We start from the raw sequence: 22,358 nt of genomic DNA, 5'->3' as shown, positions 1-22,358 counted from the left end.
CGGTCAGGCGGCGATCCAGAACCTGAAGGCGGGCGAGAAGCTGACCGACACCATCACGGTGACCAACGCGGACGGGGTGACCACCACCACGGTGACCATCACCATCAACGGCACCAACGACAAGGCGATCATCAGCGGCGATGCTGTGGGTGAAGTGACCGAGGGTAATGGCAACATCGTGCTGAGTGACAGCGGTACCCTGACGGCCGTGGACGTGGACGGTAAGGATGCCGACAACACCTTCCGCACCGATGTGGCGGCGGTGGCGCACCCAACCGAGGGGGCCCCGCTGGGCAGCCTGACCATCACCGAGGGCGGTGTCTGGACCTATAACGTTGACAACAGCAAGGTGGAGTACCTGGGCGAGGGTGAGACCAAGGTTGAGACCTTCGTGGTCAAGTCCGTGGATGGCACCGAGCACACCGTGACCATCACCATCACAGGCACCAACGACAAGGCGATCATCAGCGGCGATGCTGTGGGTGAAGTGACCGAAGACCTGAACGTCTCGAGCACAGGCCTGCTGAGCGACAGCGGCCAGCTGAAGATCAGCGACGTGGACGGCGCGGATGAAGTGGCGTTCAAGACCGACGCGGCCAGCATCACCGCGAGTCCGGATGCACTGGGCAGCCTGAGCATCACGGCTGACGGCACCTGGACCTACAACGTCGACAACAGCCTGGTGCAGTACCTGGGCAAAGGCGAGACCAAGCAAGAGACCTTCACCGTGCAGAGTGTCGATGGCACACCGCACACGGTGACCATCATCATCACCGGCACCAATGACGCCCCGACGCTGAACATCTCCAACGATGTTGTCGTCTCCGAAGAAGGTCTCCTTGGTGGGCTGAAAGATGAATTGGGTGAAGATGGCCAGAAAGATGCTACTGATGAGATCGTTGCCAAGGGAGTGATTACCGTCGGTGATATTGACAGCAATAACTTGACTGTTTCACTGGGATGGCCAACCGATAATGGTGTTCAACCAGTTTATTCTGGTGGTGTGAAGATCGAGTGGAGTTGGGATGCTGACAGCAAAACGTTGATTGGCTATGCCGGTAGCAAGGACAACGTTGTTCTTGAGGTTAAGCTGACAGCACCAGTTGGTAGTAGCAAAGGTGACTGGGGTTATGAAGTGACCCTGAAGCAGCCGTTGGATCATGCTAATACCACCCAGGAAGACACCCTTGATCTCAAGATAAATGTGTCTGTTTCTGATGGGACTCTGTCTGTGACTAAGCCTTTGACGATTACTGTCGAAGATGATGCCCCGATTGCCGAGAATGCTGAAGTGGTCTCCGTTGCCAAGACAGACATACCGAATGTATTGACCGGCCTGTTTGATTTGACTCGATACTCGGCAACGACAAACCAGAGAGAGCTTGATCTGGACGGGTTCAAGATCACTGCCCAAGGGTTCAAGTCGGCGACCGATTCAACTCTTATTGCTGCAGATGTCAATGCTTCAACGGCTGGGCTTGGTGTTGCAAGTAGCAATAGTCCTTATCACAACCTCGCCAATGAAGTGGATTTCCGTCTCTTTGGGAATGGAAAGTCTGCATCCGAGGAGCTGATCGTCAAGCTCGATCCGGGGACCGTGGCCTATGGTGCGAATATCAAATTCAGCCAGATGTTTGGTGGCGAGAAGGAGAGTGGTGTTGTGGAGTTTTACCGCGGAGGAGTACTGGTCTCCACACTGATGTTTAGCTCGGATGCGGCAGGTGGAGAGTACAACCAGAACTTCCAGGTGCAGCAGGGCGGTTTTGACACCATGGTGATCAAGGCTACTAACAACGGCAATACCAATACCTCAGATAACAGCGACTTTACCGTCAAGTCTATCGAGTTCCTTGGCTCCTATACCCCGCAGGCGATTGCCTATGGTTCGGGTACAGTTGCAACGCAATGGGGGGCGGATGGTAAAGGTTATATGGCGCTGGACATCAAACCGGAAGATTTTGAACGCGGCCTGCTGACGGCCACTGGCTCCCCCATCACTATCAGCAAGAGTGGGAACAACACCCTGCTGGGGAATGATGGGAGTGGCAAATTGGTCTTCAAGTTGGAGTTCACCCCTGCTACCGGCAAATGGGAGTTCTTCCAGTATGCCGAGATGCAGCGTCCGGACGATGGCGACATCGACTTCACCTTCAAGGCCTTTGATCGCGATGGTGATAGCTCGCAAGGCAGCTTTGCTGTCAACCCGCTGGCGCGCCCGACTGTGGTCAATATAGCAAGTGACAGCGAGCTTGAAGGTACCAGTCTGCAACATGTAGTGACCCTGAGCGGGGCGACCAATGTGGTGACCCAGTACAGCTTCTCCATTGCCGGCACAGGAGCGAATGCCGCAACAAATGCTGATTGGGGAAGACCAACATTTAGCCATGGTGTGACTTTGAGCGCCGATGGCAAGAGTGTGAGCGTACCAGCCGGGGTGACCAGCTTCACGGTTACCGTGCCTACAGTGAACGATCGTCTGGTTGAGACTAACGAGACTCTGCAGGTGACCGTAGGTGACAAGAGTGGCACTGGCACCATCATCGATAACGATTTTAGAGTCCATTTAGAGAATGGTCTGGTTGATGAAGATGGTTTGTCTGGTGGCAATGCTGGTTTGCCAGAGCCTGTCGGAGAACCGATCAGTGGTCCGCTTTCTGTAACCCAGCAGCTACAGGTGACAGATGGTAGTGGTAACAACGTGACAGGTGTTCAGCTCAAGCTGTTGAGTATTGGCGGGATAACTGGCATAGAAGGACAAGTGTTGAACTGGGAGCAGGTTGGTTCGGGGCTTAATGGGTATATAGGTACCAAAACCCCTGCGAATCTGGCCTTTACCGTGACGGTAGATAACAACGCGAATCCGCCGAGCTATACCTTCACCATGATCAAGCCGCTCAGCCATCTTGTGGATGGTCAAAGCAATATATTGAGCAGTCAGGATGAGCTGCGTCTCACCGTGAACTATGAGGTGAGCAAAGCCGGTTTCGACACTATCCCCGACTCTTTCGTTGTTGCCGTACGTGATGATGTGCCGGTTGCCGGCCCGATTTTCCATGCTGTGGAGTCAGAAACTAAAGTCGGTGCTAATGTGCAGTTGATCTTGGATATATCCGGCTCTATGGCATGGGATGCAAAAACGGGAAGTGATAAAAATGTCATCAAGTCTCGTTTGGATGTAATGAAAGAGTCTGCTTACCAGTTGCTGGATCAGTATCTTGCGCAAGGGCAGACAAAAGTACAGCTTATCGTTTTTTCTTATGATGCAGCGCTTAAAGGCGATTCAAGCTGGCTTGATGTTGCAACTGCCAAAAATATCATCTCCCAATTGAAAGCCGATGGTTCCACTGATTATGATGATGCTCTCAAATTGGCCCAAAATAGTTGGGGGGGAAGTAATTCTGGGCGTTTGAATGGGGCCACCAATGTCAGTTATTTCTTATCTGATGGTCAACCGAATCCGAATGATGAAATTGATAAATTTGAAGAGCAGACATGGACAGAACACTTGCATAATAACAAGGTGACTGCACTGTCCTATGGCATGGGTGATAACGTACCAGCTAGTCATCTAGACAAAGTTGCATTCGATGGTTATTTGAATGTGGATGGAAATGCGGTAATTGTCCCAGATGTGACCAAGTTGCCACCCATTCTGTTGCAATCAGTGGTTCAGCCTATTGGTGGTAATTTGCTAAGCGGGTCTGATGGTTTTGGTGTGGGGGCTGATGGTGGTTTTGTGAGCCAACTTACGGTTCGCGGCGTGACGTATAACTTTAACGGTAATACTGTTACTACTTCTACTTCAGGCAGTTCCAATACGCTCAGCCATAGCTTTGATGCTGTAACCAAAACGCTGACTATCTACATCGATAACAAGCATTCACTGATTGTCGATCTTGATAACGGCAGTTATCAGTTCTTTGGTGCCGCAGTGTCGCCCTCGGTCAAGCTTGATTTCGGTTACACCTTGAAAGATCTTGATGGTGATACCAGTTCGAGCACGTTGACCTTTGTGGTGGGGACAGATGTAAGGTCTACAGGTGATGTGATTGATGATGTGCGATTGAATTATTTTGGTACCAGTTATGAACAACTGTTGTGGAGTAACCCTGCAGGAATCAGTAATCAGTTGATTGCAAACCATACTCGAGGTGTTGTGATTGACGTGGGGGCTGGCGGGGATAACGTATTATCTGGGCGTGGCGATGACATAATCTATCTTGGTGAAAGCCATGCGATTCTGGATCAGAATGCAAGTGCGCCTAACAATATAGCAGCCGCGCAACAAAAGCTGGTGTCGTTCATGAGTGGTGCGGACAGTAGCCTGCTAGTTACTCCAAGTAATGGTGAGGATAGTGCGCTGAAGACTCAGGCTTTTAGTACTGCCCATATTGATATTGCTCATGGGGGTGCCGGAAGTGATCGTATTTATGGTCAAGGTGGCGTTGACTTGCTATTTGGTGGTTCAGGTAATGATTTATTATTTGGTGGTGACGGAAATGACGGTCTGAGAGGGGGAACGGGTAATGATCTCCTTTCCGGCGGAACAGGGAATGACTATTTGAGTGGTGGTCTGGGCAACGACATACTGACCGGTGGCGATGGAGCGGATATCTTCGTGTGGAACAAGGGGGATACCGAATCAGGTAAGTTGACGGTTGATACTGTCACGGACTTCAAACCGAGCCTGAGTGATCCGACGCTGCGCGACAAGCTGGATCTGAGTGACCTGCTGGATCATGATGGGTCTAAAACGGAGTCATTGCTTAAAAATCTGTTGTCTGTGTCTGCAGATAGCCAAGGTGTGCATCTCAAGGTTAGCGATTCGGTGGGTGGTTCTGTGACCCAGGAGATTGTGTTGTCTGGCCACACTTTTGGCTCTCTGACCGGTAATAGTGGTGCAACGGCTAGCCAGGTGATCGATTACATGTTGACCAACAACATGCTCGATATCGACAAGTAAGCCCAACTCGGGGCAATAAAAAAGCGGCAGAGCAATCTGCCGCTTTTTTTATCTTTGCAGGGGAGTGAAATCAGTTGCCGAGGGTGGCAAACAGGCTCTGCTCCAGGGTGCCGCGGGAGACACAGACCGGCTTGATGGACGGGGCCGGTACGCGCTCGCCTGAGGATTCAACGAAGAACAGCTCGGTGTTGCCCTTGACGTTGACGGTGGCCACGCTGCTGTTGCCGCTCTGGGTGATGATCAGGTTGATCTGCAGGTTCGGGTTGCCCAGTGCAACTTTGGAACCCATGGTACCGCAGTCCAGCCACTCCAGCCCGTCGGCTGACTGGTTGACGTTGGCAGTCATCAGGCCGGAGCCACGCTGGCTGTTTTCGATGGTGAGGCCGTGATCGGTGAACCACTTCTCGGCGCGAGCCCACACCAGATCCACCGGGATCGCCATTTCCTGAGTGTTGTTGGTTGCCTTGGCAATTGGCGGGTTGTAGCGATACTCCTCACCGCCGTTATTGTCACCAGCACAACCAACCAGCAGCAGCGCCAATGCGCTCCCCATAATCTTTTTCATCTTGTTTCTCTCGTCCATATCACCAGGCCATTGGCCAACCGGCGCCTATTATCGCCGGAGCGACAATCTCTGTCAGCAACCATCCAGCGTTCGATGTTATGGGGAGGTGATCGGGGTGCTTTACAAAATTGGTTTGCTATCATAGATTTGCTCGAAATTCCTCCATAAGCACCCCTGTGACCAACATGCTCACCCCGGATCTGCTGCAGCAGATCATCGACCAATTGCCAATGAGTATCTTCTGTCGAGATAGTCATGGGCGTTACCTGTTCGCCAATCGTGAGTTTGCCCGTGAAGCCAAGCTGGAGTCGCCTGCCGAGGTTGTCGGCAAGACAGATGCAGATATGCCATGGGGCGATCTCTTTCGCAGTGAGGATGAGCAGCTGCTTGCTGGAGGCGTGCCGATGCTGTATCAGCAGCTCCATTGCAACCGGGGCGGGAATACCTGCTGGATGGAGGTGCACAAGGTGCCTCTTTACACCCCGCAGGGAGAGGCGTGCGCAGTATTCGGGGTGGTTAACGAGATTGCCCAGCGCAAGAGCCTGGAACAAACCGTCAAAAAGCAGCAGTTGTTGCAGCGTTTTCTGCTCGATGCCATTCCTGATCTGATCCGTTTCGATGATCACAACGGGGTGTTGCTGGAGTGCAACCAGGCGTTTCTCGACTTTATCGGCCAGGGGGCGGATGAGGTGCTGGGTCAGCAGCTACCGTTCCGGCTGGCGGCGCCGCAGGGGATGGGTCATGGCGAGTGTTGTCTGCTGGATGCCAGCGGGCAGGGGCGACACATGGAGATCACCCGGGTCGATGTCCCCGATGGTGATGGTCACTCCCTAGGGATCCTGACGCTAGGGCGTGACATCACCGGCCTGCGCACCACTCAGGCGCAGTTGCAGCAGGAGCAGCACTACGACAGTCTGACCGGACTGCTCAAACTCTCCCGGTTCTTGCAGACCAGCCGCCATCTTGGGGAACGCAGTGCCACATTGGTGCTGGTCGATCTGCACCATTTTCGTGAGATCAACGATCGCTTCGGGATACGGATTGCCGATCGCCTGCTCAGCCAGGTGGCCAAGCGGTTGCAGCAGCTGGTACCGCCGCGTTCCCTTCTCTGTCGGGTCGCTGCCGATGACTTCAGCCTGTTGCTGCCGGATTTCAATGAGCCATTGCAGGGGTGGAGCCAGCATCTGCAGCAGCAGTTGATGGAGCACTATCAGGTGGAAGATCATCGCATCCAGATCCCGGTGTTTCTGGGGCTGGCCCAGGGGCGGGCAAGCGATGCCGAGCGGTTGCTCAGCCATGCCGAGGCTGCGCTGGCGCAGGGCAAACGGCAGCAGCAGTACTGCACCCTGTTTGATCCCGAGCTGCATGCCCGGCTCAAGCGGCGTCAGTTGATCGCCGCCCAGTTGCCGCTCGCCATCAAGTCCGCCCAGCTGGTTGCAGTCTATCAGCCGATCATCTGTACCCGTACTCACCGGCTGCATGGCGCCGAACTGCTCTGTCGCTGGCCCCATCCCGAGCTTGGGATGATCTCCCCCGACGAATTCATTCCGTTGGCGGAAGAGATGGGGATCATCGGTCAACTTGGCCAGCTGATGCTGGAGCAGGGCTGTGCCCAGCTGGCGCAGTGGCAAACTGCGCAGCCGGATATGGTGCTCTCCATCAACCTCTCGCCGCTGCAGTTCCGTGATCCGGCGCTTTGTGAGCGGGTCTCTGCCTGCATCGCTCGCCATGGTCTCAAGGCCAGTCAACTGGAGCTGGAGATCACCGAAGGGGTACTGATGGAGAACGCCGACGAGATTGAGACCAACCTCGACAACCTGATTGCCGCCGGTTTTCAGTTGGCCATCGACGACTTTGGTACCGGTTACTGTTCACTGGCCTATCTGCCGCGTTTGCAGGTGGCGACCCTCAAGCTGGATCGCAGCTTCACTCAGGGGCTGGCCAGCAATAGCGCGACCACCGCTATCGTGCGTTCGGTCATCGGGTTGGGCCATGAGCTCGGGATCCGCATCACCGCCGAAGGGGTAGAGACACCCGAGCAGCAGTTGTGGCTGACCGAGGCGGGGTGTGATCGGTTACAGGGCTATCTGTTCAGCCGCCCCCTGCCGCCGACGGAGTTTGCTGCCAGCTATCTGGCGTGAGAGATCGTCAGAAACAACAAGGCCACTGCAAGGTGGCCTTGTTGTTTTACGATGGAGGCAGGATCAATCCTGGAAGTAGGTGCCCCAACCATCGTAATCCACCCCGTATTTTTCCAGGATGGGCAGCATCTTGGCGATATCGGCGACGATCGCTTCGACATTCAGCTTGCACTCGATGGTGGCATCGAAGCAGAAGATGGTGGCGCCGTCATCCAGCTCCATCTCTTCGGCATCGGTCACTTCAAAACCGGCCTTGAACAGGTCAACCGCTGCTTTTTCCAGACGGTCGAAATCCTGGCAGGCGAAGTGGTGCTCGATGTCGTAATCCGCATCGGGATTGCTGCCATCGGCCAGCAGTTCGTTGACGATCTCGGTGGTCTCATCACGCCACTCTTGCATATTCAGACTCATGTTGCCTCCAGGCGGTATCATTGCGGCAAAGCATACTCGCAGAGTGGATTCGGCTCAATGCGGCGGACCCACTGAACCTCGAATTTCCATCATATTGGCGCAGCCTGCAGGGCGTGCAGAGGCCAGCAAGTACGGCAAACAGGACTGAAATGGATAATAAATGGCCGCTTCGTTCGGTTGTTGAGCGAACGCGCTTTTTATCGTGCCATCATGGTTGACACTCTGCGCTGGAAAGGGTTTAATGCGCGCCGTTGCCCAGATAGCTCAGTCGGTAGAGCAGGGGATTGAAAATCCCCGTGTCGGCGGTTCGATTCCGTCTCTGGGCACCATAATTCCTCCTTAGTTCAGTCGGTAGAACGGCGGACTGTTAATCCGTATGTCACTGGTTCAAGTCCAGTAGGAGGAGCCAAATTCGAAAAGCCCGCTCAATCGAGCGGGCTTTTTCATTTCTAGTTGCTGTTGCATGCGGCCAAAAAGAGCGTCGCGCCACAGGTGGCACTGAACAGCAGCATTCCGGTTTGCAACATGCTGGCAGGGCATGGCTTCTTCTCTCTTTTTCTGGCCCTGATCCACTTCGGTTTCATCACATTCCCTTATCCATTTTGTCGGCCTGAATGGCTGCACTCCTGTGCAGGCGAGCCATCTTTGTTGAATGGCGCCATGGCGTCAATCTCCCCTGCAAAACAATTAATTCAGCACCGTTGAAGAGCGGCTTGTCTGGTGATGTTTCGGCCTTTAAGCCATTGTTAACATTTTGGAAAACTGGAGTGACCCTGTGGCTGGGCGGGGCTATGATGGGGTCAATGATGTTCCCATCCTGACGGAGAGATCCCAGATGAACAGCCCCTTGAGCTATGTACTGGACGGCATTCATTGCGAGCCGCACTTTTTTACCGTTCCCCTCGATCATGATGAGCCGGATGGTGACAGCATTACCCTGTTTGCCCGCACCCTCTGCCGCAAAGACAAACTCGATGACAAGCTCCCCTGGCTGCTCTTTTTGCAGGGCGGTCCCGGTTTCGGCGCGCCGCGCCCGACAGCCAACAGTGGCTGGCTCAAGCGGGCGTTGCAGGAGTTCCGAGTGCTGCTGCTGGATCAGCGTGGCACCGGGATGTCGAGCCCCATTCACGGGCAGATTCTGGCCAAAATGACCCCGGCCGAGCAGGCGGAGTATCTCAGCCATTTTCGCGCCGACAGCATAGTGCAAGATGCCGAGTTCATCCGGTTGGAGCTCAGCCCCAAGCATCGCTGGAGCCTGCTGGGGCAAAGCTTTGGTGGCTTTTGCTGCCTGACCTATCTCTCGCTCTTCCCTGATAGCCTGCGGGAGGTCTATATCACCGGCGGTATCGCGCCGATTGGCCGCAGCGCCGAGGAGGTTTACCGCGCCACCTACCAGCGGGTGGCTGACAAGAACCGAGCCTTCTTCGCCCGCTTCCCCCACGTTCAGGGGATTGCCTACCGGCTGGCCAACCATCTGCACCAGCATGATGTGCGACTGCCCAACGGCCAGCGCCTGACGGTGGAGCAGTTCCAGCAGCAAGGGCTGGATCTTGGTGCCACGGGTGCCTTCGAGGAGCTTTATTACCTGCTGGAAGAGGCCTTTATCGGTGACAAGCTGAGCCCGGCCTTTCTCTATCAGGTGCAGAGCATGCAGCCATTCAATACCAACCCGCTGTTTGCCATTCTGCACGAGGCTATCTACGCCGAAGGGGAGGCGACTCGCTGGGCGGCGGATCGGGTCAGAGGGGAGTTTCCTGCGGTGAACTGGGCACTCGGAAAGGATTTCGCCTTCACCGGCGAGATGGTTTACCCCTGGATGTTCGAGCAGTACCGCGAGTTGCTGCCCCTGAAAGAGGCGGCCCATCTGCTGGCCAACAAGGCGGACTGGGGGGCGCTCTATGACCCGGCACAACTGGCCCGCAACCAGGTGCCGGTGGCCTGCGCCGTTTATGCCGAGGATATGTATGTGGAGTTTGACTACAGTCGCGAAACTCTGCGTGGTCTTGGCAACAGTCGCGCCTGGATCTCCAATGAATATGAGCACAACGGTTTGCGCGCCGATGGTGAGGCGATTCTTGATCGTCTGATCGCGTTGAATCGCGACCGTTAATTGCCGTTATCGGCAACTATCGCGGGAGCCCGGACTCCCGCGATGGTTGTGATGGATAGTTGTTATGAAAGCGTGACTCCCTGAACCTTGCCCCGCGCCTGCCAGACGATGAGTGGATAGCTGGCTGATTAATTTCCCCCTCTTTCACTGTCTCTGTCGATCCCTCACCATATACTTTCCAAACGACTCTGTATTGAGCCGCGGTCAAACCGATTGACCAACCCGTGCTCGTTACCATTAGAAAGTCGCTCAGATGCTCTGTATCCCGCGTATCTGATATGCCATCTCTGCATGCCCCGCTATCCGGGGGAGGGGATGGTCGTGCTTTTCAATCAAGATAAGGATGTATGATGAGAAAGTCTCTGTTGGCCTGCTCCCTGTTGCTGTGCCCTGTCGTGTTTGCTGCCACCCCCCATTGGGAATATAGCGGTGAGGCGGGGCCTGCCCACTGGGCCAAGCTGACCCCTGAGTTTGGTCAGTGTGCGGGCAGCAATCAGTCGCCGGTTGACCTGAGCGGATTGGTCGAGGCCAAACTGGCCCCGCTGGTACTCCACTATCAGGCGGGTGGCAACACAGTGGTCAACAACGGTCATACCGTGCAGGTCGGTTATGCCCCGGGCAGCACCTTGCAACTCGATGGCACCAGGTTTGAATTAAAGCAGTTTCACTTCCACGCCCCGAGTGAGAACCTCATCGAGGGCAAATCCTATCCGCTGGAAGGGCATCTGGTGCATGTCAGTGACAAGGGAGAGATCGCCGTGGTGGCGGTGATGTTCGAGGCTGGCAAGGCCAATCCGGTGCTGGCGGCAGCCTGGGGTGAACTACCGGCTAAGGTGGGGGAGATCCACACCCTCAAGACGTCGCTCTCTGCTGAGCAACTGCTGCCCGAAAGCCATGACTACTATCGCTTCAGCGGTTCCCTTACTACGCCCCCCTGCTCGGAAGGAGTGCGCTGGCTGGTGATGAAGCAGCCGGTTGAGGTCAGTCAGGCCCAGATCGACGCCTTCAAGGCGGTGATGCACCACCCCAACAACCGGCCGGTGCAACCGCTCAATGGGCGCGTGGTGCTGCAATAACACAGCGTTGCAATAGCGCTGCAGATAGCAAACACAACAAGAGGGCCGTCAGGCCCTCTTTTACATGGCGAGGTATCGGCGTGCGATCAGAGGCTGGAGGCGATGCGGGCACCGAGGGCCGCGTTGTTCAGTACCAGCTGTATATTGGCCGCCAGCGAGTTGCCGCCAGTCAGCTCGCAGACGCGGGCCAGCAGGAAGGGGGTTGACGCCTTGCCCTTGATCCCCTGCTCGTCCGCTTCATGGAGCGCCTGGGCAATGGCTGCGTCGATATCGGCTTTCGGCATGGCGTGTGCGCTCGGGATGGGGTTGGCCACCACGGCGCCGCCCGCCAGTCCCAGCTCCCACTTGAGGCGCAGCGCCTCGGCGATGGCTGCCGGGGTATCGAGGCGATAATCGACCTTGAAGCCGCTCTCGCGGGTGTAGAAGGCGGGCAGCTCCTCGGTTTGATAGCCGATCACCGGCACGCCCTGGGTCTCCAGATACTCCAAGGTCAGCCCGATATCGAGGATCGACTTGGCACCGGCACAGACTACGGCCACCGGCGTTTGGGCCAGCTCCTGCAGGTCGGCCGAGATATCGAAGGTCTCCTGCGCGCCGCGATGTACCCCGCCGATACCACCGGTGGCAAAGACCCGGATCCCCGCCATGGCGGCGATGATCATGGTGGAGGCGACCGTGGTGGCCCCCATCCCCTTGCGCGCCAGCACGAACGGAATGTCGCGGCGGCTGCACTTGGTCACGTCGTGGCCTGCCCGGCCGAGCGCTTCCAGCGCACTCGCATCGAGACCCACCTTGAGGCGCCCATCGAGGATGGCGATGGTGGCCGGAATGGCGCCGTTATCGCGCACCACCTGCTCCACCTGACGGGCCGTCTCCACGTTCTGTGGATAGGGCATGCCGTGGGAAATGATGGTGGATTCGAGGGCGACGACCGGTTTGCCGGCAGCCAGCGCGGCAGCCACTTCCGGTTGGATATCGAGGTAAGCGTTCAGCATGAGTACTCCTCCAGTATGCGGTCAACGGCGGTCTTGCTCAGACCGGAAAAAACGGTATCGGAACAATTGACGGTGAGTGCGGCGCAGCCCAGGGCAAAGCGGGTGGTTTGGGCAATGTCGAGCTGTTGCAGCCAAGCGTGGGCAAGGCCAGCCATAAAGGCATCCCCGCCGCCGGTGACGTTGAGTACCGGACTACCCAGTACCGGCAGGTGACCCTGCTGCTCGCCATCGCTGTAGAAGATCCCCAGTTCACCCAGACTGAGGAACAGTCGCTTGACCCCGGCGCGGTGGAACCAGGCGGCTACCATGGGCCAGGTTTCGGGCCCGGCGATGGTCATACCGCACAGCTGCTCGGCTTCACTGCGATTGGGTTTGAGGGTGTGGATCTTGCCGAGCCAGGGGCGGATCTTCTCCACCTTGGCCACCGAAACGGTATCGACAAAGATGGCGTGCTCCCCCTGTCGCTCGAACAGCCAGTCGAGGGTGTGGATGGCCAGATTGGTATCGAGCACCCAAAGCCGGGCACCGCCGAGAAAGCCTGCGAGGGGGGTCAGGCGGGCAGGGGTGAGCTGCTCTATGATGGCCATGTCATTGATAGCGCAGCTCATTTCGCCGCTGCCATCATGCAGGCTGAGATAGCAGGAGGTGGCGTGACCATCGAGCACCAGAGTCTGGCGCACATCGACGCCGGCCCGCTGGCTCACCTCCAATAGATGGTGGCCATACTGGTCGTTGCCGACCGCGGTTAGCAGCCGGGTGTCGCTGCCGAGCCGCGCCAGATTCTCGGCGATATTGCGGCCAACACCACCGGCCGAGGTGCGCACCTTGCCCGGGTTGGAGTCGCCGAGCAGCAGGTTGTCGTGGCTGGTGCCGCAAATATCCATATTGGCACCGCCGATCACCACCACGTAGGGGCCCTCTCGCAGTACATAACCTCTGCCTTGCACATATCCCTGCCGGATCAGGCTGGAGATGTGGCTGGCCAGCGCGGAGCGGCTGATGCCAAGGCGATCGGCCAGCTCCTGCTGGGCAATCATGGGATCCTGACGCAGCAGGGCTAGGATCTCTTGTTCACGCTCAGTCATAGACAAATATCCATTTACAAACGTTTGTCTATTATTGCTGGGAAACGTTTGCTGGCTATCGGCTTGTACAAAATTTGTCGGCTTGCGCACAAAAAATCGACATTCAAAGCTGGGTTGGCAAGCGGTTTAGCCGGGGAGGGGACTTTTAATGGGTCGGTGGCCCTGCAACGGCTTATAATGGCCGCCGCAAGATGAGGAGAGATGATGGAAAAGAGTGCATTCTGCTGCGTGGGGTTGGTCAATCCCAAGTCTCCGGAAAATGTCGGCTCAGTGATGCGGGCTGCGGGCTGCTACGGGGTGGATGAGGTCTACTACACCGGCAACCGCTTCGAGCTGGCGCGCCGCTTTGCCACTGATACCAAGCAGATGGTGGAGAAGATCCCGCTGCTCGGGGTGGATGATCTGATGGCGTTTATCCCGCAGGGATGCGTGCCCGTGGTGGTCGATCTGATCGACGGCGCTACGCCGCTCCCCGACTATGTCCACCCTGAGCGCGCCTTTTATATCTTCGGGCCGGAGGATGGCACGCTCGATCCTGCCCTCTATGGCGCGGTGAAAGATGTGGTTTATGTGCCGACTCAGGGCTGCATGAATCTGGCTGCCTCGGTCAATGTGATCCTCTATGACCGATTGGCGAAGGGGTTCCGGCAACCCTGAGTTGTGGCGCGGCTACGGTGACTCAAACCACAATGGAAAGGTATTGCTCATGGGCAGGTTGCTGGCGGTGGCCGCTGTTGACGGGGCTGCGGCATCCTTCTCTTTCCCCTATGGTGGGATCAGTTTTCGCCGGCCTTGACCGCCTGCTCCTCGAGAAAGTCGCGGTAGTAGTCATAGAGGTGATAATTGCGATATATCTCGGCCAGCGTGCCGCGACGGATCAGATTCATCATCTCCTGATCCCACAACTGCAGTAGCCGCTCGCCCTGCTCGGTATCGGCAAAAATGGGGTAAGTCGGTATCCAGCGCAAAATGGTGCGGTACATATTGGCCGGGGTCTCATCGGCTGCATGGAGCACGCCAGCGGTCAGGTAATAGCGATAGCGCCCCTTGCCAATCAGCTGCAGTGCCATCTCATGGTTGTCGATTTCGTGCCACCGCATGGTGACCGGAAGATATTTATCCAGCACCCATCCTCGCCGCCAGAGTACGGTCTCTCCCTCCAGGCTGCGCTCTCCCCGCCATTGTGGCTGCCACTGCTTGAGCATGAAGACAGTCACATCATCGGCGGAGGCTGGCTGACGGGGCTGTTCGACCCCCTTGATCTCGTCCCGATAGACACTCATCGCCATATCCCCCTCTTGCCTGGCTACCATGGCGACGGCGCGTTTGTAGGGCACGATATGGGGCACGATCTGATAGCCGTGGGGTTGGTAGATGGTTCGCACCAGATCGAGATAGATACCGTGGCCATCCGGTTGGCAGAAACCGGGCCAGCCATCGCAATAGACGTGAATATCGGCTGTGCGAGCGTGGGCGATCGCACACAGAGAGCAAAGCAGCAAACAACCGATGCGCAGCATGGTCAGCATTATCCTCGCAGAGGTGAGGAGAGCACGTATCACCTGATTTATACCATGCATTGATCGCGGCAGGCGGAGAAAACATCTCGCATCTCCATTTTGCGACAGGGTCGAGGGTTATTTACGGTCGGATCGTTATGATCGAGTAAAGATTCAATAGCACCCCAATCAGTAGAGGAGACTGCATTATGCCATCGATCAAGACTCTGCTCTGTCCAGTCGATTTTTCCCAAATGTCTCGCGCGGTACTCGACTATGCCGTTTTTATGGCACAGAGCCATCAGGCCCAGCTCAAGCTGATCCACGTGGTTGATCAACTGCACGGTTTTGACAGTTACAAGATCCTTCATATGACGGCCATCGAGATCACCCACGAGATGGAGCGTCAGGCCAGAACCCAGCTCAAAGAGCTGGTTGCCACCCTGCCGATCCCGGCCACCTTTGATATTCGCTTTGGCCGCGCCGCCGATGAAATTGTCATTCAGGCCAAGGAGGATGAGGTTGAGCTGATCGTGATGGGCAGCCACGGTCGCTCCGGTATCAGCCATCTGCTGGTAGGCAGTGTCGCCGAGTCTGTGGTGCGTCATGCACCCTGTCCGGTACTGGTGGTGCGCCAATAACGCGCCACGTTTAGAGTGAAAAGCGTAACAAACAAGGCCAGCGATTGCTGGCCTTGCGTTTTCTGGTGTTGTGCCCGCTAGCCGTGGGCGTAGATGACACTCCCTCCCTTGATGGTATCTATGATGGCTCTGGCCTGCTCTTTGGGCAGGGCGGGGCAACCCCAGCTGCGCCCCAGCTTGTCATATTTGCGCAGATGAGTCGGGCTGGCATAGGCGGCGCCATGTACTACGATGGCACGCTTGCGGGCATTGCTGTTCTTGCCGGGGCTGAGTCCGTCCAGCCGCAGGGAGTAGCCATGCTTGCCCAGATAGGTTTCTGCGGTGCGATAGACGCCGAGGGAACTTTGGCGGGAGTTGAGCTGGTTGGAAAAGTGTTTTGCTGCCAGTTCACCTGAGTTGCGGCCATGACTGACCCAAGTGTGATAGAGCAGCTTGTGGCGTTTCATATCGATGACAAACAGCCTGCGCTGGGTGGATGGCTTGCTGTAATCGATGATGGTGAGAATGGGTTTTCGTTTGTGGCGCACAGTTTGATAACTGTTGAGTGCCTGACGAAAGGTCTGTTTATCCAGCTTGCCGGCCAGACCCAGTTGACGATAGAGGCTCTGATCCCAGCTGGCATCTGCCGTGCTGCTCCAGATGAGCGATATCAACAGCAGTGGCAACAGCAGCCACCCGCGTTGCCAGTCTATGTTCCCGCGCGCTTGTCTCATCCGTGAATATCTCCTTGTCACTCCCTGTCAACGACGCGGATATTGCCATCAATCCGCTCGATAGTTATATGCAAGGTGCTGAAAAGGCGCAATAAAAAACCGGCCGCAGAGCGGCCGGAAGTAATTCAAACAGTAGACATTGGTATCACAGGGTATAACTGACTTCCAATTACTTAGAAGTTGTACTGCAGGGCAACTGCGACTACGTCGTCGGTATTTTTGCCCAGAGAGTTGGTGGACTTGCCATCTACGGAGTCCAGCAGGTTCAGCTTGTAATCAACGTAGGCGTTGAAGTTCTCGGTGAAGTTGTACCAGGCACCGATAGATACGTACTCGGTGTAGGTATCATCGATACCGTGAGCGGAGTCTTTCACGTCAGTGCGCAGGTAGGCCAGAGAAGGCTTGAACTTGCCGATGGTGTACTGGGCAACGGCTTCGTAGCCATCCATCTTCTCGGCGTAGCCGTTGTTGACGAACAGGTGGTCTTCACCGTGGGAGTAGGTTGCAGCCAGGTAGAGGTCGCCAGTTGCATATTTGGCGCCGAAGCCCATCAGCTTGGCATCCTTGTCGCCACCGAAGGCGGCGTAGCGAGCTTGCTCGTCAGTCTTGCCAGCCTGGTTATAGGCAGCACCCAGGCTCAGGCCCATATCGAAATCGTAGTTGGCAGATACTGCGAAGCCTTCTTTGGAACCTTTCTTGTTCCAAGTAGTTTGGCCATTTACATCTTTGAAGTTGGAACGATCTGCATTCTGCGGATCATTGTTACCAGTGAACTGGGCACCCAGAGTCAGACCCTGGTAGTTATAGATGTACTGGGCCAGACCGTTGGTACGGCCGGTACCGAATACTTCAGTATCTTTGCCCAGGCCGTCACCGCCCCACTCAGGCAGAACGTCGGTATAGTTGTTGACGGCCTTGGTGAACAGGCCATCCTGACGACCATAGCTGAATGCGCCGAAACGGTCGTGCTTGATGCCGGCATACGCATAACGCAGCTCGTCGTTGTCAGAACCGGAAGTCGGCAGGTTGTACTCGGCAAAGCCGAACGCCTTCATCTCGGGAGCAATCTTGGTCTCGCCAGCAACGTGCAGACGGAAGTAGCTCTGGTCACCTTCGGAACCGTTGTCGTCAGTACCGTAGTAAGCACCTTGTGCACGGCCGCCGATTTCCAGCTTGGTATCGTTCTGGTTGTAAACGGTAGCAGCATGGGCGCCGCTCGCCAGCAGCAGGCTGGAGATGGCAATAGTCAGTGCAGACTTCTTCATATGCGTTATTCCTCTGATGTAAACACTTCCGAACTTGTTGTCGGTTCTGTGAAATCGGAAATGGTCCGATAGCCACACGGTAGGCGCCCCAACCTTGACTGGGCCTGAATCCATCATTGTTTAATTGAGGTGACGAGGTCGTTATCAAGACTGGGTGTGACGGTTTTTGACAAGATAAAAAGAGATTAAATTCAATGAATTATTTTCTAGTGACTTTTTTGACATCAAGGCTGTTCTGAGCAACAAGGTCGATGGCTCAAGTTGTGAGCTATATCACACAGGGGAGAATGGGGCGGGGCGGGAAAAACGGGGGGGAGCCTTGCAAGGCTCCCCCCAGTGATCAGAGGGGCTTTTGCCACAGGGTCAGCAGCAGATCCTGTTCCAGTTCATTCGGGCCCTGTTGCGCGAAAGCGTGACGCTGCTCACCGGTTGCCCGCCAGCCAAGACGGCTGGTCTCCAGAATAAAGCTGCGCATGGCCTGATCCATGGTGAGGCTGAACTGGCAGCGCTGTTGAGCCATCGGATTGAGGCCGCCGAGGGTTGGCCAGCTGAGAGGGTGTTCCATGCTCACCGGATTGAGGCTGACCCGCAGTTGCCACTGATGGCGCGGGCCCGGCTGCAGATAGAGCAGATAGCCACCGGGGGCCAGCCAGCTGACCAGCTGCTCGGTCTTGACCTTGAGATCGTTGACCAGCAGCACCTGAGCAGAGCCCGGTTGCAACGGCGCGCGAGCGGGATCGGCAATGACAAACTGGCCGTCCGGCTGCGCTTTTTTGGCGGCAAAGATGGTGTTCTTGGCGATATCAACCCCAGCAAACTGCCAGCCGGGCAGGCGCTCTGCCAGCGCGCGGCAGTAGTAGCCTTCACCGCACCCAAGATGGATCAGCTCTTGTGGGGCCAGCGGAGCGAGCAGGCCGGCCATGGCCTCAACCAGCGGCAGTTGGTGGCCGGCTTCCAGGAAATGGTGCTTGGCGCGCATCAGGGCACGGCTGTCGCTGTCTTTGGGGTTTTTCTTGCCGGGGATGAGATCCAGATAACCTTCCGGTGCCGGATCGAAGTGATGCTTGTTGTCGCAATAGCGCCCCTGGGAGGCTTCATGAAGATGGAGCGGACTGCGGCAACGGGGACATTGAAGATGCATAGTAACTCTCTGGGCGAATGCCGGAACAGTGAAGGGCGTTCGGGATTATAGGGGAGAGGATCAAAAAAGGCTGCCGTAGCAGCCTTTTTTATCCCAAGGCCTCAGTCAGGCCTGCGGACGGGTCATCAGCGAGTGCCAAATACCACAATGGTCTTGCCGTGAGCAGAGATGAGCTCCTGCTCTTCCAGCATCTTCAGGATGCGGCCCACAGTTTCACGGGAGCAGCCGACGATCTGGCCGATCTCCTGACGGGTGATCTTGATCTGCATGCCATCCGGGTGGGTCATGGCATCCGGCTGTTTGGCCAGGTTGAGCAGGGTCTGGGCAATCCGGCCGGTCACATCCAGGAAGGCGAGGTTACCCACTTTCTGGCTGGTGTGTTGCAGGCGCTTGGCCATCTGGCCAGAGAGACGCATCAGAATGTCCGGGTTGACCTGGATCAGCTGGCGGAACTTCTTGTAGGAGATCTCTGCCACTTCGCAAGAGCCTTTCGCGCGAACCCAGGCGGAGCGCTCGGGGTTCTCGTTCTCCTCGAACATCCCCATCTCGCCCAGGAAATCACCCTGGTTCAGATAGGAGAGGATCATCTCTTTGCCCTCATCGTCCTTGATCAAGACGGCCACAGTGCCCTTGACGATGTAGTAGAGGGTCTCCGCTTTTTCACCCGCATGGATCAGGGTGCTCTTGGCGGGATACTTATGAATGTGGCAGTGCGACAAGAACCATTCCAGGGTGGGATCGCTTTGCGGTTTGCCAATGACCATGAGAATTCCTCTGTAGTGTCTTTTTATGGACTTGTGCGTCCGGGCAAGCTGCCAATCTTGCCATTCCTTGTATTGGTCGCAGTAGGATAAGAGCCTTTGCCTGTGCTGACAAGGCTTTGCGGGCTTTTGACAGAGCCCTTTGAGTAATGCCTGCTGCGCCGCTCCGGCCATTCTAGGGAAGATAGAGGTCGGAGATGTTGATTTTGATCTATTTCCATCCCAACTCCCTCTGTTCGGCAGAGATAAGCGACTGGGTTATGCTAGGGATCCATCATCATGATTAACAGGAGAGAGTGCGAGATGAAAGCCAAGGTCAGCTGGGTGGAAGGGATGAAGTTTGTGGGTGAGAGTGAATCCGGTCACAAGGTGATCCTGGATGGTGCCAACCCCGGTGAAGGGGCCAGCCCGATGGAGATGATCCTGCTGGCGGTCGGTGGCTGCAGCTCCATTGATGTGGTCTCCATCCTCGAAAAAGCGCGCCAGTCGGTGACCGCATGCCATGTCGATGTCAGTGGCGAACGGGTCGATAGCGTGCCCCGGGTTTTCGAGAAGATTAATCTGCACTTCGTGGTGACAGGCAAGGGATTGGCAGAGAAACAGGTGGCCAGAGCGGTCGATCTGTCGATGGAAAAATACTGTTCTGTTTCCCTGATGTTGGAAAAAGCGGTACAAATTACCCATAGTTATCAAATTGTTGAAGCTTGATAACGATAGTTTCGTTGGTACCCTGGCATAAGGCCGTTACGTAAGGCCACTGCACAAGGCCATGACATAAAGCCATTACATAAGGAAAGTGCAATGAAAAAATTGATCGCTCTGCTTCCCCTTTTGGGCCTGGCGGCGTGCAGCAGCCCGCAACCTACCCAGTATCAATACAGCCAATACCAGTGTGGCGAAGAGATGCTGGCCGTTACCTATGATGCCCAGGCTGACATGGTGCAGTTCCCCTATGCCGGGGTTTATCACAAGCTGGCGCGTGTGGAGTCAGAGTCTGGCGCCAAATATTCCGACAGCGTCACCACCTTCTGGAATCAGGACAAACAGGCTCTCCTCACCCAGAAAGGAGTCACGCTGCTGACCTGTACACTTAAATAGGTGACCACAGATAGCTGAAGGTGTGCGGCTTTGTGTCCGGGTCTGGCCTAGGCCGAATTGGGTCAAGAGGTTGAGACCACAAAAAACGGCTTGCCGGGAGGCAAGCCGTTTTTCTATCCATCCGTTATCACTAAACAAGCGCTAGTTGGTGGGGACGCGATTGAGCAGCTCAGCCGCGAGCTGTTGGCTGAGTGCCTGACGCTGGCTGTCTGCAATGTTCACATCGCTGGTCAGCTGGATGATGCTGCTCCAGACCGCTTTCTGGGTTTTGCGATCGAGCAGCACGATGGCCAGCGACCCTTTGCGCTGGTTGGCCGAGGCATATACCCCGGGCGTCATGCCAAGACGGGCGAAAATCTCGCCGTCACTCATATCCTTGCCGCCCGCGACGCCGATGGCGACCCACAGATCCGCCTCGTCGAGCGGTGCGCTTTGCCATCCCTTGCCATTGAGCTCCCGGCTTACCGCCTGCTGCATCGGCTCCAGCCACCCTTCCGCCAACTCACCGGCAAATTGATACTGTTCGGCCAGGGCGTAGCGCGGGGTTGCACCATAGGTCCAGTTGCCCATCGGGCGAACCAGCATGGTGCCGGACTCCAGCGTGGGGGCCGCCGGCCCGCTGCTGCAACCGCCAAGCAGGGCGAGCAGTGCCACAGAGAGATAAGCAAGCCGCATCGTGAACTCCTTTGAATCAGGTTATTTTGCCGGTTTCGATCAATTGCTGGATGAGCGGGCGCAGGATCAGCTCCATCGCAAAGCCCATCTTGCCACCCGGCACCACTATGGTGTTCATCCGCGACATGAATGAGCCATCGATCATCGACAGCAGGTAGGGGAAATCCACCTGCTTGATACCGCGAAACCGGATCACCAGCATACTCTCGTCCAGACTCGGGATCACCTTGGCGCTGAAGGGGTTGGAGGTATCCACCGTCGGTACTCGCTGGAAGTTGATATGTGTGCGCGAGAACTGCGGGGTGATGAAGTTGATGTAGTCATCCATGGAGCGAACGATGGAGTCGGTCACTGCCTCGCGGGAATGCCCTCGCTCCGAGGTATCCCGGATCAGCTTCTGGATCCACTCCAGGTTGACGATGGGCACTACGCCTATCAGAAAATCCACGTGGCGCGCCACATTGTGATCCTCGGTGACCACGCCGCCGTGCAGCCCTTCATAAAACAGCAGATCGGTATTGCTGGGCAGATGCTGCCAGGGGGTGAAGGTGCCGGGCATCTGGTTGAAGGGCACTGCCTCGTCAAAGCTGTGCAGGTAGCGGCGATACTGGCCATTGCCATCCTGCCCATAGCCCTGAAAAAAGCTCTCCAGTAGCCCGAAGTCATTGGCCTCAGGGCCAAAATAGCTGATATGACGCCCCTGTTCGCGCGCCTTGCGGATCGCTACATCCATTTCCGGTCGGGTGTAGCGGTGAAAACTGTCACCTTCCACCACAGCCGCGGTATATCCCAGTTGATGGAACATGGAGCGAAAGGCGTTGGTGGAGGTGGAGGTGCCGGCACCGGACGAACCGGTAACAGCAATAATGGGGTGCTTGGCCGACATGGGATTCTCTCTTCCTTGGGAATTCCGTTATAAGGTCCGGATTGCGGTTGGGTCAAGACTGCTCGATGAAGCGGTCTTTCATCACGATATTCACCGATTCGTGCAGCTCGCTATAGACGATAACAGCTTTGCCTTGCTGTAATTGTTCTCTCACTGCATCGACTTTGACGCCAAGCGGTACATCCTGCTCTCCATATTCGGTTCCTTCCTGCAACACAAAGTGTTCGATCAGGTTGGTCAGGGTGTCGCCGTCCAGTTCTTGCCAGGGAATGATCATTTAAAGGTCTCACAGCAAAAGAGGTGATCGTCAGGCTATTGTTGTGTTGAATCCCG

General features: G+C 56.2%; 20 protein-coding genes and 2 tRNA genes. 10 read left to right on the top strand and 12 right to left on the bottom strand.

Annotation, left to right across the window (positions count from 1 at the left end; translation table 11 throughout):
• Positions 1-13 precede the first annotated feature (13 nt).
• Entirely contained in the window at positions 14-4,963 is a 4,950-nt protein-coding gene (locus AB5Y67_RS20935) for a VCBS domain-containing protein (protein WP_368208069.1), read from the top strand.
• Between the two features lie 70 nt (positions 4,964-5,033).
• Here AB5Y67_RS20935 and AB5Y67_RS20930 read toward each other — a convergent pair whose 3' ends face one another.
• Positions 5,034-5,528, bottom strand: a complete 495-nt coding sequence (locus AB5Y67_RS20930; RefSeq protein ID WP_005335330.1) for a hypothetical protein — start codon at positions 5,526-5,528, stop codon at positions 5,034-5,036.
• A 185-nt stretch (positions 5,529-5,713) separates the two neighbouring features.
• Between AB5Y67_RS20930 and AB5Y67_RS20925 the strand changes: the two genes are divergently transcribed.
• Entirely contained in the window at positions 5,714-7,669 is a 1,956-nt protein-coding gene (locus AB5Y67_RS20925) for an EAL domain-containing protein (RefSeq protein ID WP_164461936.1), read from the top strand.
• Positions 7,670-7,732: 63 nt separating this feature from the next.
• On the opposite strand, the gene rraB is transcribed toward AB5Y67_RS20925, so the two are convergent.
• Positions 7,733-8,068, bottom strand: a complete 336-nt coding sequence (rraB, locus tag AB5Y67_RS20920) for a ribonuclease E inhibitor RraB (protein WP_026034893.1) — start codon at positions 8,066-8,068, stop codon at positions 7,733-7,735.
• 265 nt (positions 8,069-8,333) lie between these two features.
• On the opposite strand from rraB, the gene AB5Y67_RS20915 reads away from it, so the two are divergent.
• The 4 genes from AB5Y67_RS20915 to AB5Y67_RS20900 all read left to right on the top strand — a co-directional run bounded on the left by AB5Y67_RS20915 (position 8,334) and on the right by AB5Y67_RS20900 (position 11,266).
• Positions 8,334-8,409: transfer RNA gene (locus tag AB5Y67_RS20915), tRNA-Phe, on the top strand.
• Positions 8,410-8,413: 4 nt separating this feature from the next.
• Positions 8,414-8,489, top strand: a tRNA-Asn gene (locus AB5Y67_RS20910).
• 426 nt (positions 8,490-8,915) lie between these two features.
• Positions 8,916-10,190, top strand: a complete 1,275-nt coding sequence (locus AB5Y67_RS20905; protein WP_199427372.1) for an alpha/beta fold hydrolase — start codon at positions 8,916-8,918, stop codon at positions 10,188-10,190.
• Between the two features lie 350 nt (positions 10,191-10,540).
• Positions 10,541-11,266, top strand: coding sequence for a carbonic anhydrase (locus AB5Y67_RS20900; protein ID WP_123172451.1), 726 nt, complete (start codon positions 10,541-10,543; stop codon positions 11,264-11,266).
• A gap of 86 nt (positions 11,267-11,352) precedes the next feature.
• On the opposite strand, the gene AB5Y67_RS20895 is transcribed toward AB5Y67_RS20900, so the two are convergent.
• Together AB5Y67_RS20895 and AB5Y67_RS20890 are read right to left on the bottom strand one after the other, a co-directional pair.
• Complete coding sequence (locus AB5Y67_RS20895; protein ID WP_123172452.1) at positions 11,353-12,261, bottom strand: pseudouridine-5'-phosphate glycosidase; 909 nt, start codon at positions 12,259-12,261, stop codon at positions 11,353-11,355.
• Complete coding sequence (locus tag AB5Y67_RS20890; RefSeq protein ID WP_123172453.1) at positions 12,255-13,346, bottom strand: PfkB family carbohydrate kinase; 1,092 nt, start codon at positions 13,344-13,346, stop codon at positions 12,255-12,257. Before AB5Y67_RS20890 ends, AB5Y67_RS20895 begins: the two co-directional genes overlap by 7 nt.
• A gap of 204 nt (positions 13,347-13,550) precedes the next feature.
• Between AB5Y67_RS20890 and AB5Y67_RS20885 the strand changes: the two genes are divergently transcribed.
• On the top strand, positions 13,551-14,003 hold the full coding sequence (locus tag AB5Y67_RS20885) for an RNA methyltransferase (RefSeq protein ID WP_005335311.1): 453 nt from the start codon (positions 13,551-13,553) through the stop codon (positions 14,001-14,003).
• 119 nt (positions 14,004-14,122) lie between these two features.
• Here AB5Y67_RS20885 and AB5Y67_RS20880 read toward each other — a convergent pair whose 3' ends face one another.
• Complete coding sequence (locus AB5Y67_RS20880; RefSeq protein WP_368208068.1) at positions 14,123-14,866, bottom strand: substrate-binding periplasmic protein; 744 nt, start codon at positions 14,864-14,866, stop codon at positions 14,123-14,125.
• A gap of 188 nt (positions 14,867-15,054) precedes the next feature.
• Here AB5Y67_RS20880 and AB5Y67_RS20875 point away from each other — a divergent pair, with 188 nt between their 5' ends.
• The gene (locus AB5Y67_RS20875; RefSeq protein WP_005335309.1) at positions 15,055-15,486 is read left to right on the top strand and encodes a universal stress protein; all 432 of its coding nucleotides are present in this window, start codon (positions 15,055-15,057) and stop codon (positions 15,484-15,486) included.
• Between the two features lie 77 nt (positions 15,487-15,563).
• Here the strand turns inward: AB5Y67_RS20875 and AB5Y67_RS20870 are convergent, their stop codons facing one another.
• The 4 genes from AB5Y67_RS20870 to crp all read right to left on the bottom strand — a co-directional run bounded on the left by AB5Y67_RS20870 (position 15,564) and on the right by crp (position 19,369).
• Positions 15,564-16,199, bottom strand: a complete 636-nt coding sequence (locus tag AB5Y67_RS20870; protein ID WP_005354246.1) for a murein L,D-transpeptidase catalytic domain family protein — start codon at positions 16,197-16,199, stop codon at positions 15,564-15,566.
• Positions 16,200-16,372: 173 nt separating this feature from the next.
• A complete protein-coding gene (locus AB5Y67_RS20865) occupies positions 16,373-17,464 on the bottom strand; it encodes a porin (protein WP_150389549.1) in 1,092 nt (363 codons plus the stop codon).
• Positions 17,465-17,804: 340 nt separating this feature from the next.
• Positions 17,805-18,605 (bottom strand): putative RNA methyltransferase, encoded by an 801-nt coding sequence (locus AB5Y67_RS20860; protein WP_120415518.1) that lies wholly within the window; start codon positions 18,603-18,605, stop codon positions 17,805-17,807.
• 125 nt (positions 18,606-18,730) lie between these two features.
• Complete coding sequence (gene crp / locus AB5Y67_RS20855; protein ID WP_005335304.1) at positions 18,731-19,369, bottom strand: cAMP-activated global transcriptional regulator CRP; 639 nt, start codon at positions 19,367-19,369, stop codon at positions 18,731-18,733.
• 300 nt (positions 19,370-19,669) lie between these two features.
• Between crp and AB5Y67_RS20850 the strand changes: the two genes are divergently transcribed.
• Entirely contained in the window at positions 19,670-20,074 is a 405-nt protein-coding gene (locus AB5Y67_RS20850; RefSeq protein ID WP_005362569.1) for an OsmC family protein, read from the top strand.
• 93 nt (positions 20,075-20,167) lie between these two features.
• Positions 20,168-20,464 (top strand): MliC family protein, encoded by a 297-nt coding sequence (locus AB5Y67_RS20845; RefSeq protein ID WP_040067985.1) that lies wholly within the window; start codon positions 20,168-20,170, stop codon positions 20,462-20,464.
• A 141-nt stretch (positions 20,465-20,605) separates the two neighbouring features.
• On the opposite strand, the gene AB5Y67_RS20840 is transcribed toward AB5Y67_RS20845, so the two are convergent.
• Genes AB5Y67_RS20840 through AB5Y67_RS20830 form a run of 3 tightly spaced genes read right to left on the bottom strand, consistent with a single transcriptional unit; the run spans position 20,606 to position 22,302 of the window.
• Positions 20,606-21,139: a DUF4136 domain-containing protein gene (locus tag AB5Y67_RS20840; protein ID WP_199427369.1), complete on the bottom strand. Its 534-nt coding sequence runs from the start codon at positions 21,137-21,139 to the stop codon at positions 20,606-20,608.
• Between the two features lie 16 nt (positions 21,140-21,155).
• A complete protein-coding gene (locus tag AB5Y67_RS20835; protein WP_005335299.1) occupies positions 21,156-22,025 on the bottom strand; it encodes a phosphoribulokinase in 870 nt (289 codons plus the stop codon).
• A gap of 52 nt (positions 22,026-22,077) precedes the next feature.
• A complete protein-coding gene (locus AB5Y67_RS20830) occupies positions 22,078-22,302 on the bottom strand; it encodes a YheU family protein (protein WP_005335298.1) in 225 nt (74 codons plus the stop codon).
• Between the last annotated feature and the right edge of the window lie 56 nt (positions 22,303-22,358).

Source organism: Aeromonas sp. s12, assembly GCF_040907925.1.
Taxonomy (GTDB): Bacteria; Pseudomonadota; Gammaproteobacteria; order Enterobacterales; family Aeromonadaceae; genus Aeromonas; species Aeromonas veronii.
Note: the sequence above shows the minus strand (reverse complement) of the source record. Positions and strands in the feature narration are given on the sequence as shown.

Bases quoted from the DNA above. Each gene is read 5' to 3' on its own strand.
- AB5Y67_RS20865 (WP_150389549.1), bottom strand. From the start codon at position 17,464: ATGAAGAAGTCTGCACTGACTATTGCCATCTCCAGCCTGCTGCTGGCG.
- AB5Y67_RS20850 (WP_005362569.1), top strand. From the start codon at position 19,670: ATGAAAGCCAAGGTCAGCTGGGTGGAAGGGATGAAGTTTGTGGGTGAG.
- AB5Y67_RS20885 (WP_005335311.1), top strand. From the start codon at position 13,551: ATGGAAAAGAGTGCATTCTGCTGCGTGGGGTTGGTCAATCCCAAGTCT.
- AB5Y67_RS20905 (WP_199427372.1), top strand. From the start codon at position 8,916: ATGAACAGCCCCTTGAGCTATGTACTGGACGGCATTCATTGCGAGCCG.
- AB5Y67_RS20845 (WP_040067985.1), top strand. From the start codon at position 20,168: ATGAAAAAATTGATCGCTCTGCTTCCCCTTTTGGGCCTGGCGGCGTGC.
- AB5Y67_RS20925 (WP_164461936.1), top strand. From the start codon at position 5,714: ATGCTCACCCCGGATCTGCTGCAGCAGATCATCGACCAATTGCCAATG.
- AB5Y67_RS20880 (WP_368208068.1), bottom strand. From the start codon at position 14,866: ATGCTGCGCATCGGTTGTTTGCTGCTTTGCTCTCTGTGTGCGATCGCC.
- AB5Y67_RS20830 (WP_005335298.1), bottom strand. From the start codon at position 22,302: ATGATCATTCCCTGGCAAGAACTGGACGGCGACACCCTGACCAACCTG.
- AB5Y67_RS20900 (WP_123172451.1), top strand. From the start codon at position 10,541: ATGAGAAAGTCTCTGTTGGCCTGCTCCCTGTTGCTGTGCCCTGTCGTG.
- AB5Y67_RS20860 (WP_120415518.1), bottom strand. From the start codon at position 18,605: ATGCATCTTCAATGTCCCCGTTGCCGCAGTCCGCTCCATCTTCATGAA.
- AB5Y67_RS20840 (WP_199427369.1), bottom strand. From the start codon at position 21,139: ATGCGGCTTGCTTATCTCTCTGTGGCACTGCTCGCCCTGCTTGGCGGT.
- AB5Y67_RS20875 (WP_005335309.1), top strand. From the start codon at position 15,055: ATGCCATCGATCAAGACTCTGCTCTGTCCAGTCGATTTTTCCCAAATG.
- AB5Y67_RS20835 (WP_005335299.1), bottom strand. From the start codon at position 22,025: ATGTCGGCCAAGCACCCCATTATTGCTGTTACCGGTTCGTCCGGTGCC.
- rraB (WP_026034893.1), bottom strand. From the start codon at position 8,068: ATGCAAGAGTGGCGTGATGAGACCACCGAGATCGTCAACGAACTGCTG.
- AB5Y67_RS20890 (WP_123172453.1), bottom strand. From the start codon at position 13,346: ATGACTGAGCGTGAACAAGAGATCCTAGCCCTGCTGCGTCAGGATCCC.
- AB5Y67_RS20930 (WP_005335330.1), bottom strand. From the start codon at position 5,528: ATGAAAAAGATTATGGGGAGCGCATTGGCGCTGCTGCTGGTTGGTTGT.
- AB5Y67_RS20895 (WP_123172452.1), bottom strand. From the start codon at position 12,261: ATGCTGAACGCTTACCTCGATATCCAACCGGAAGTGGCTGCCGCGCTG.
- AB5Y67_RS20870 (WP_005354246.1), bottom strand. From the start codon at position 16,199: ATGAGACAAGCGCGCGGGAACATAGACTGGCAACGCGGGTGGCTGCTG.
- crp (WP_005335304.1), bottom strand. From the start codon at position 19,369: ATGGTCATTGGCAAACCGCAAAGCGATCCCACCCTGGAATGGTTCTTG.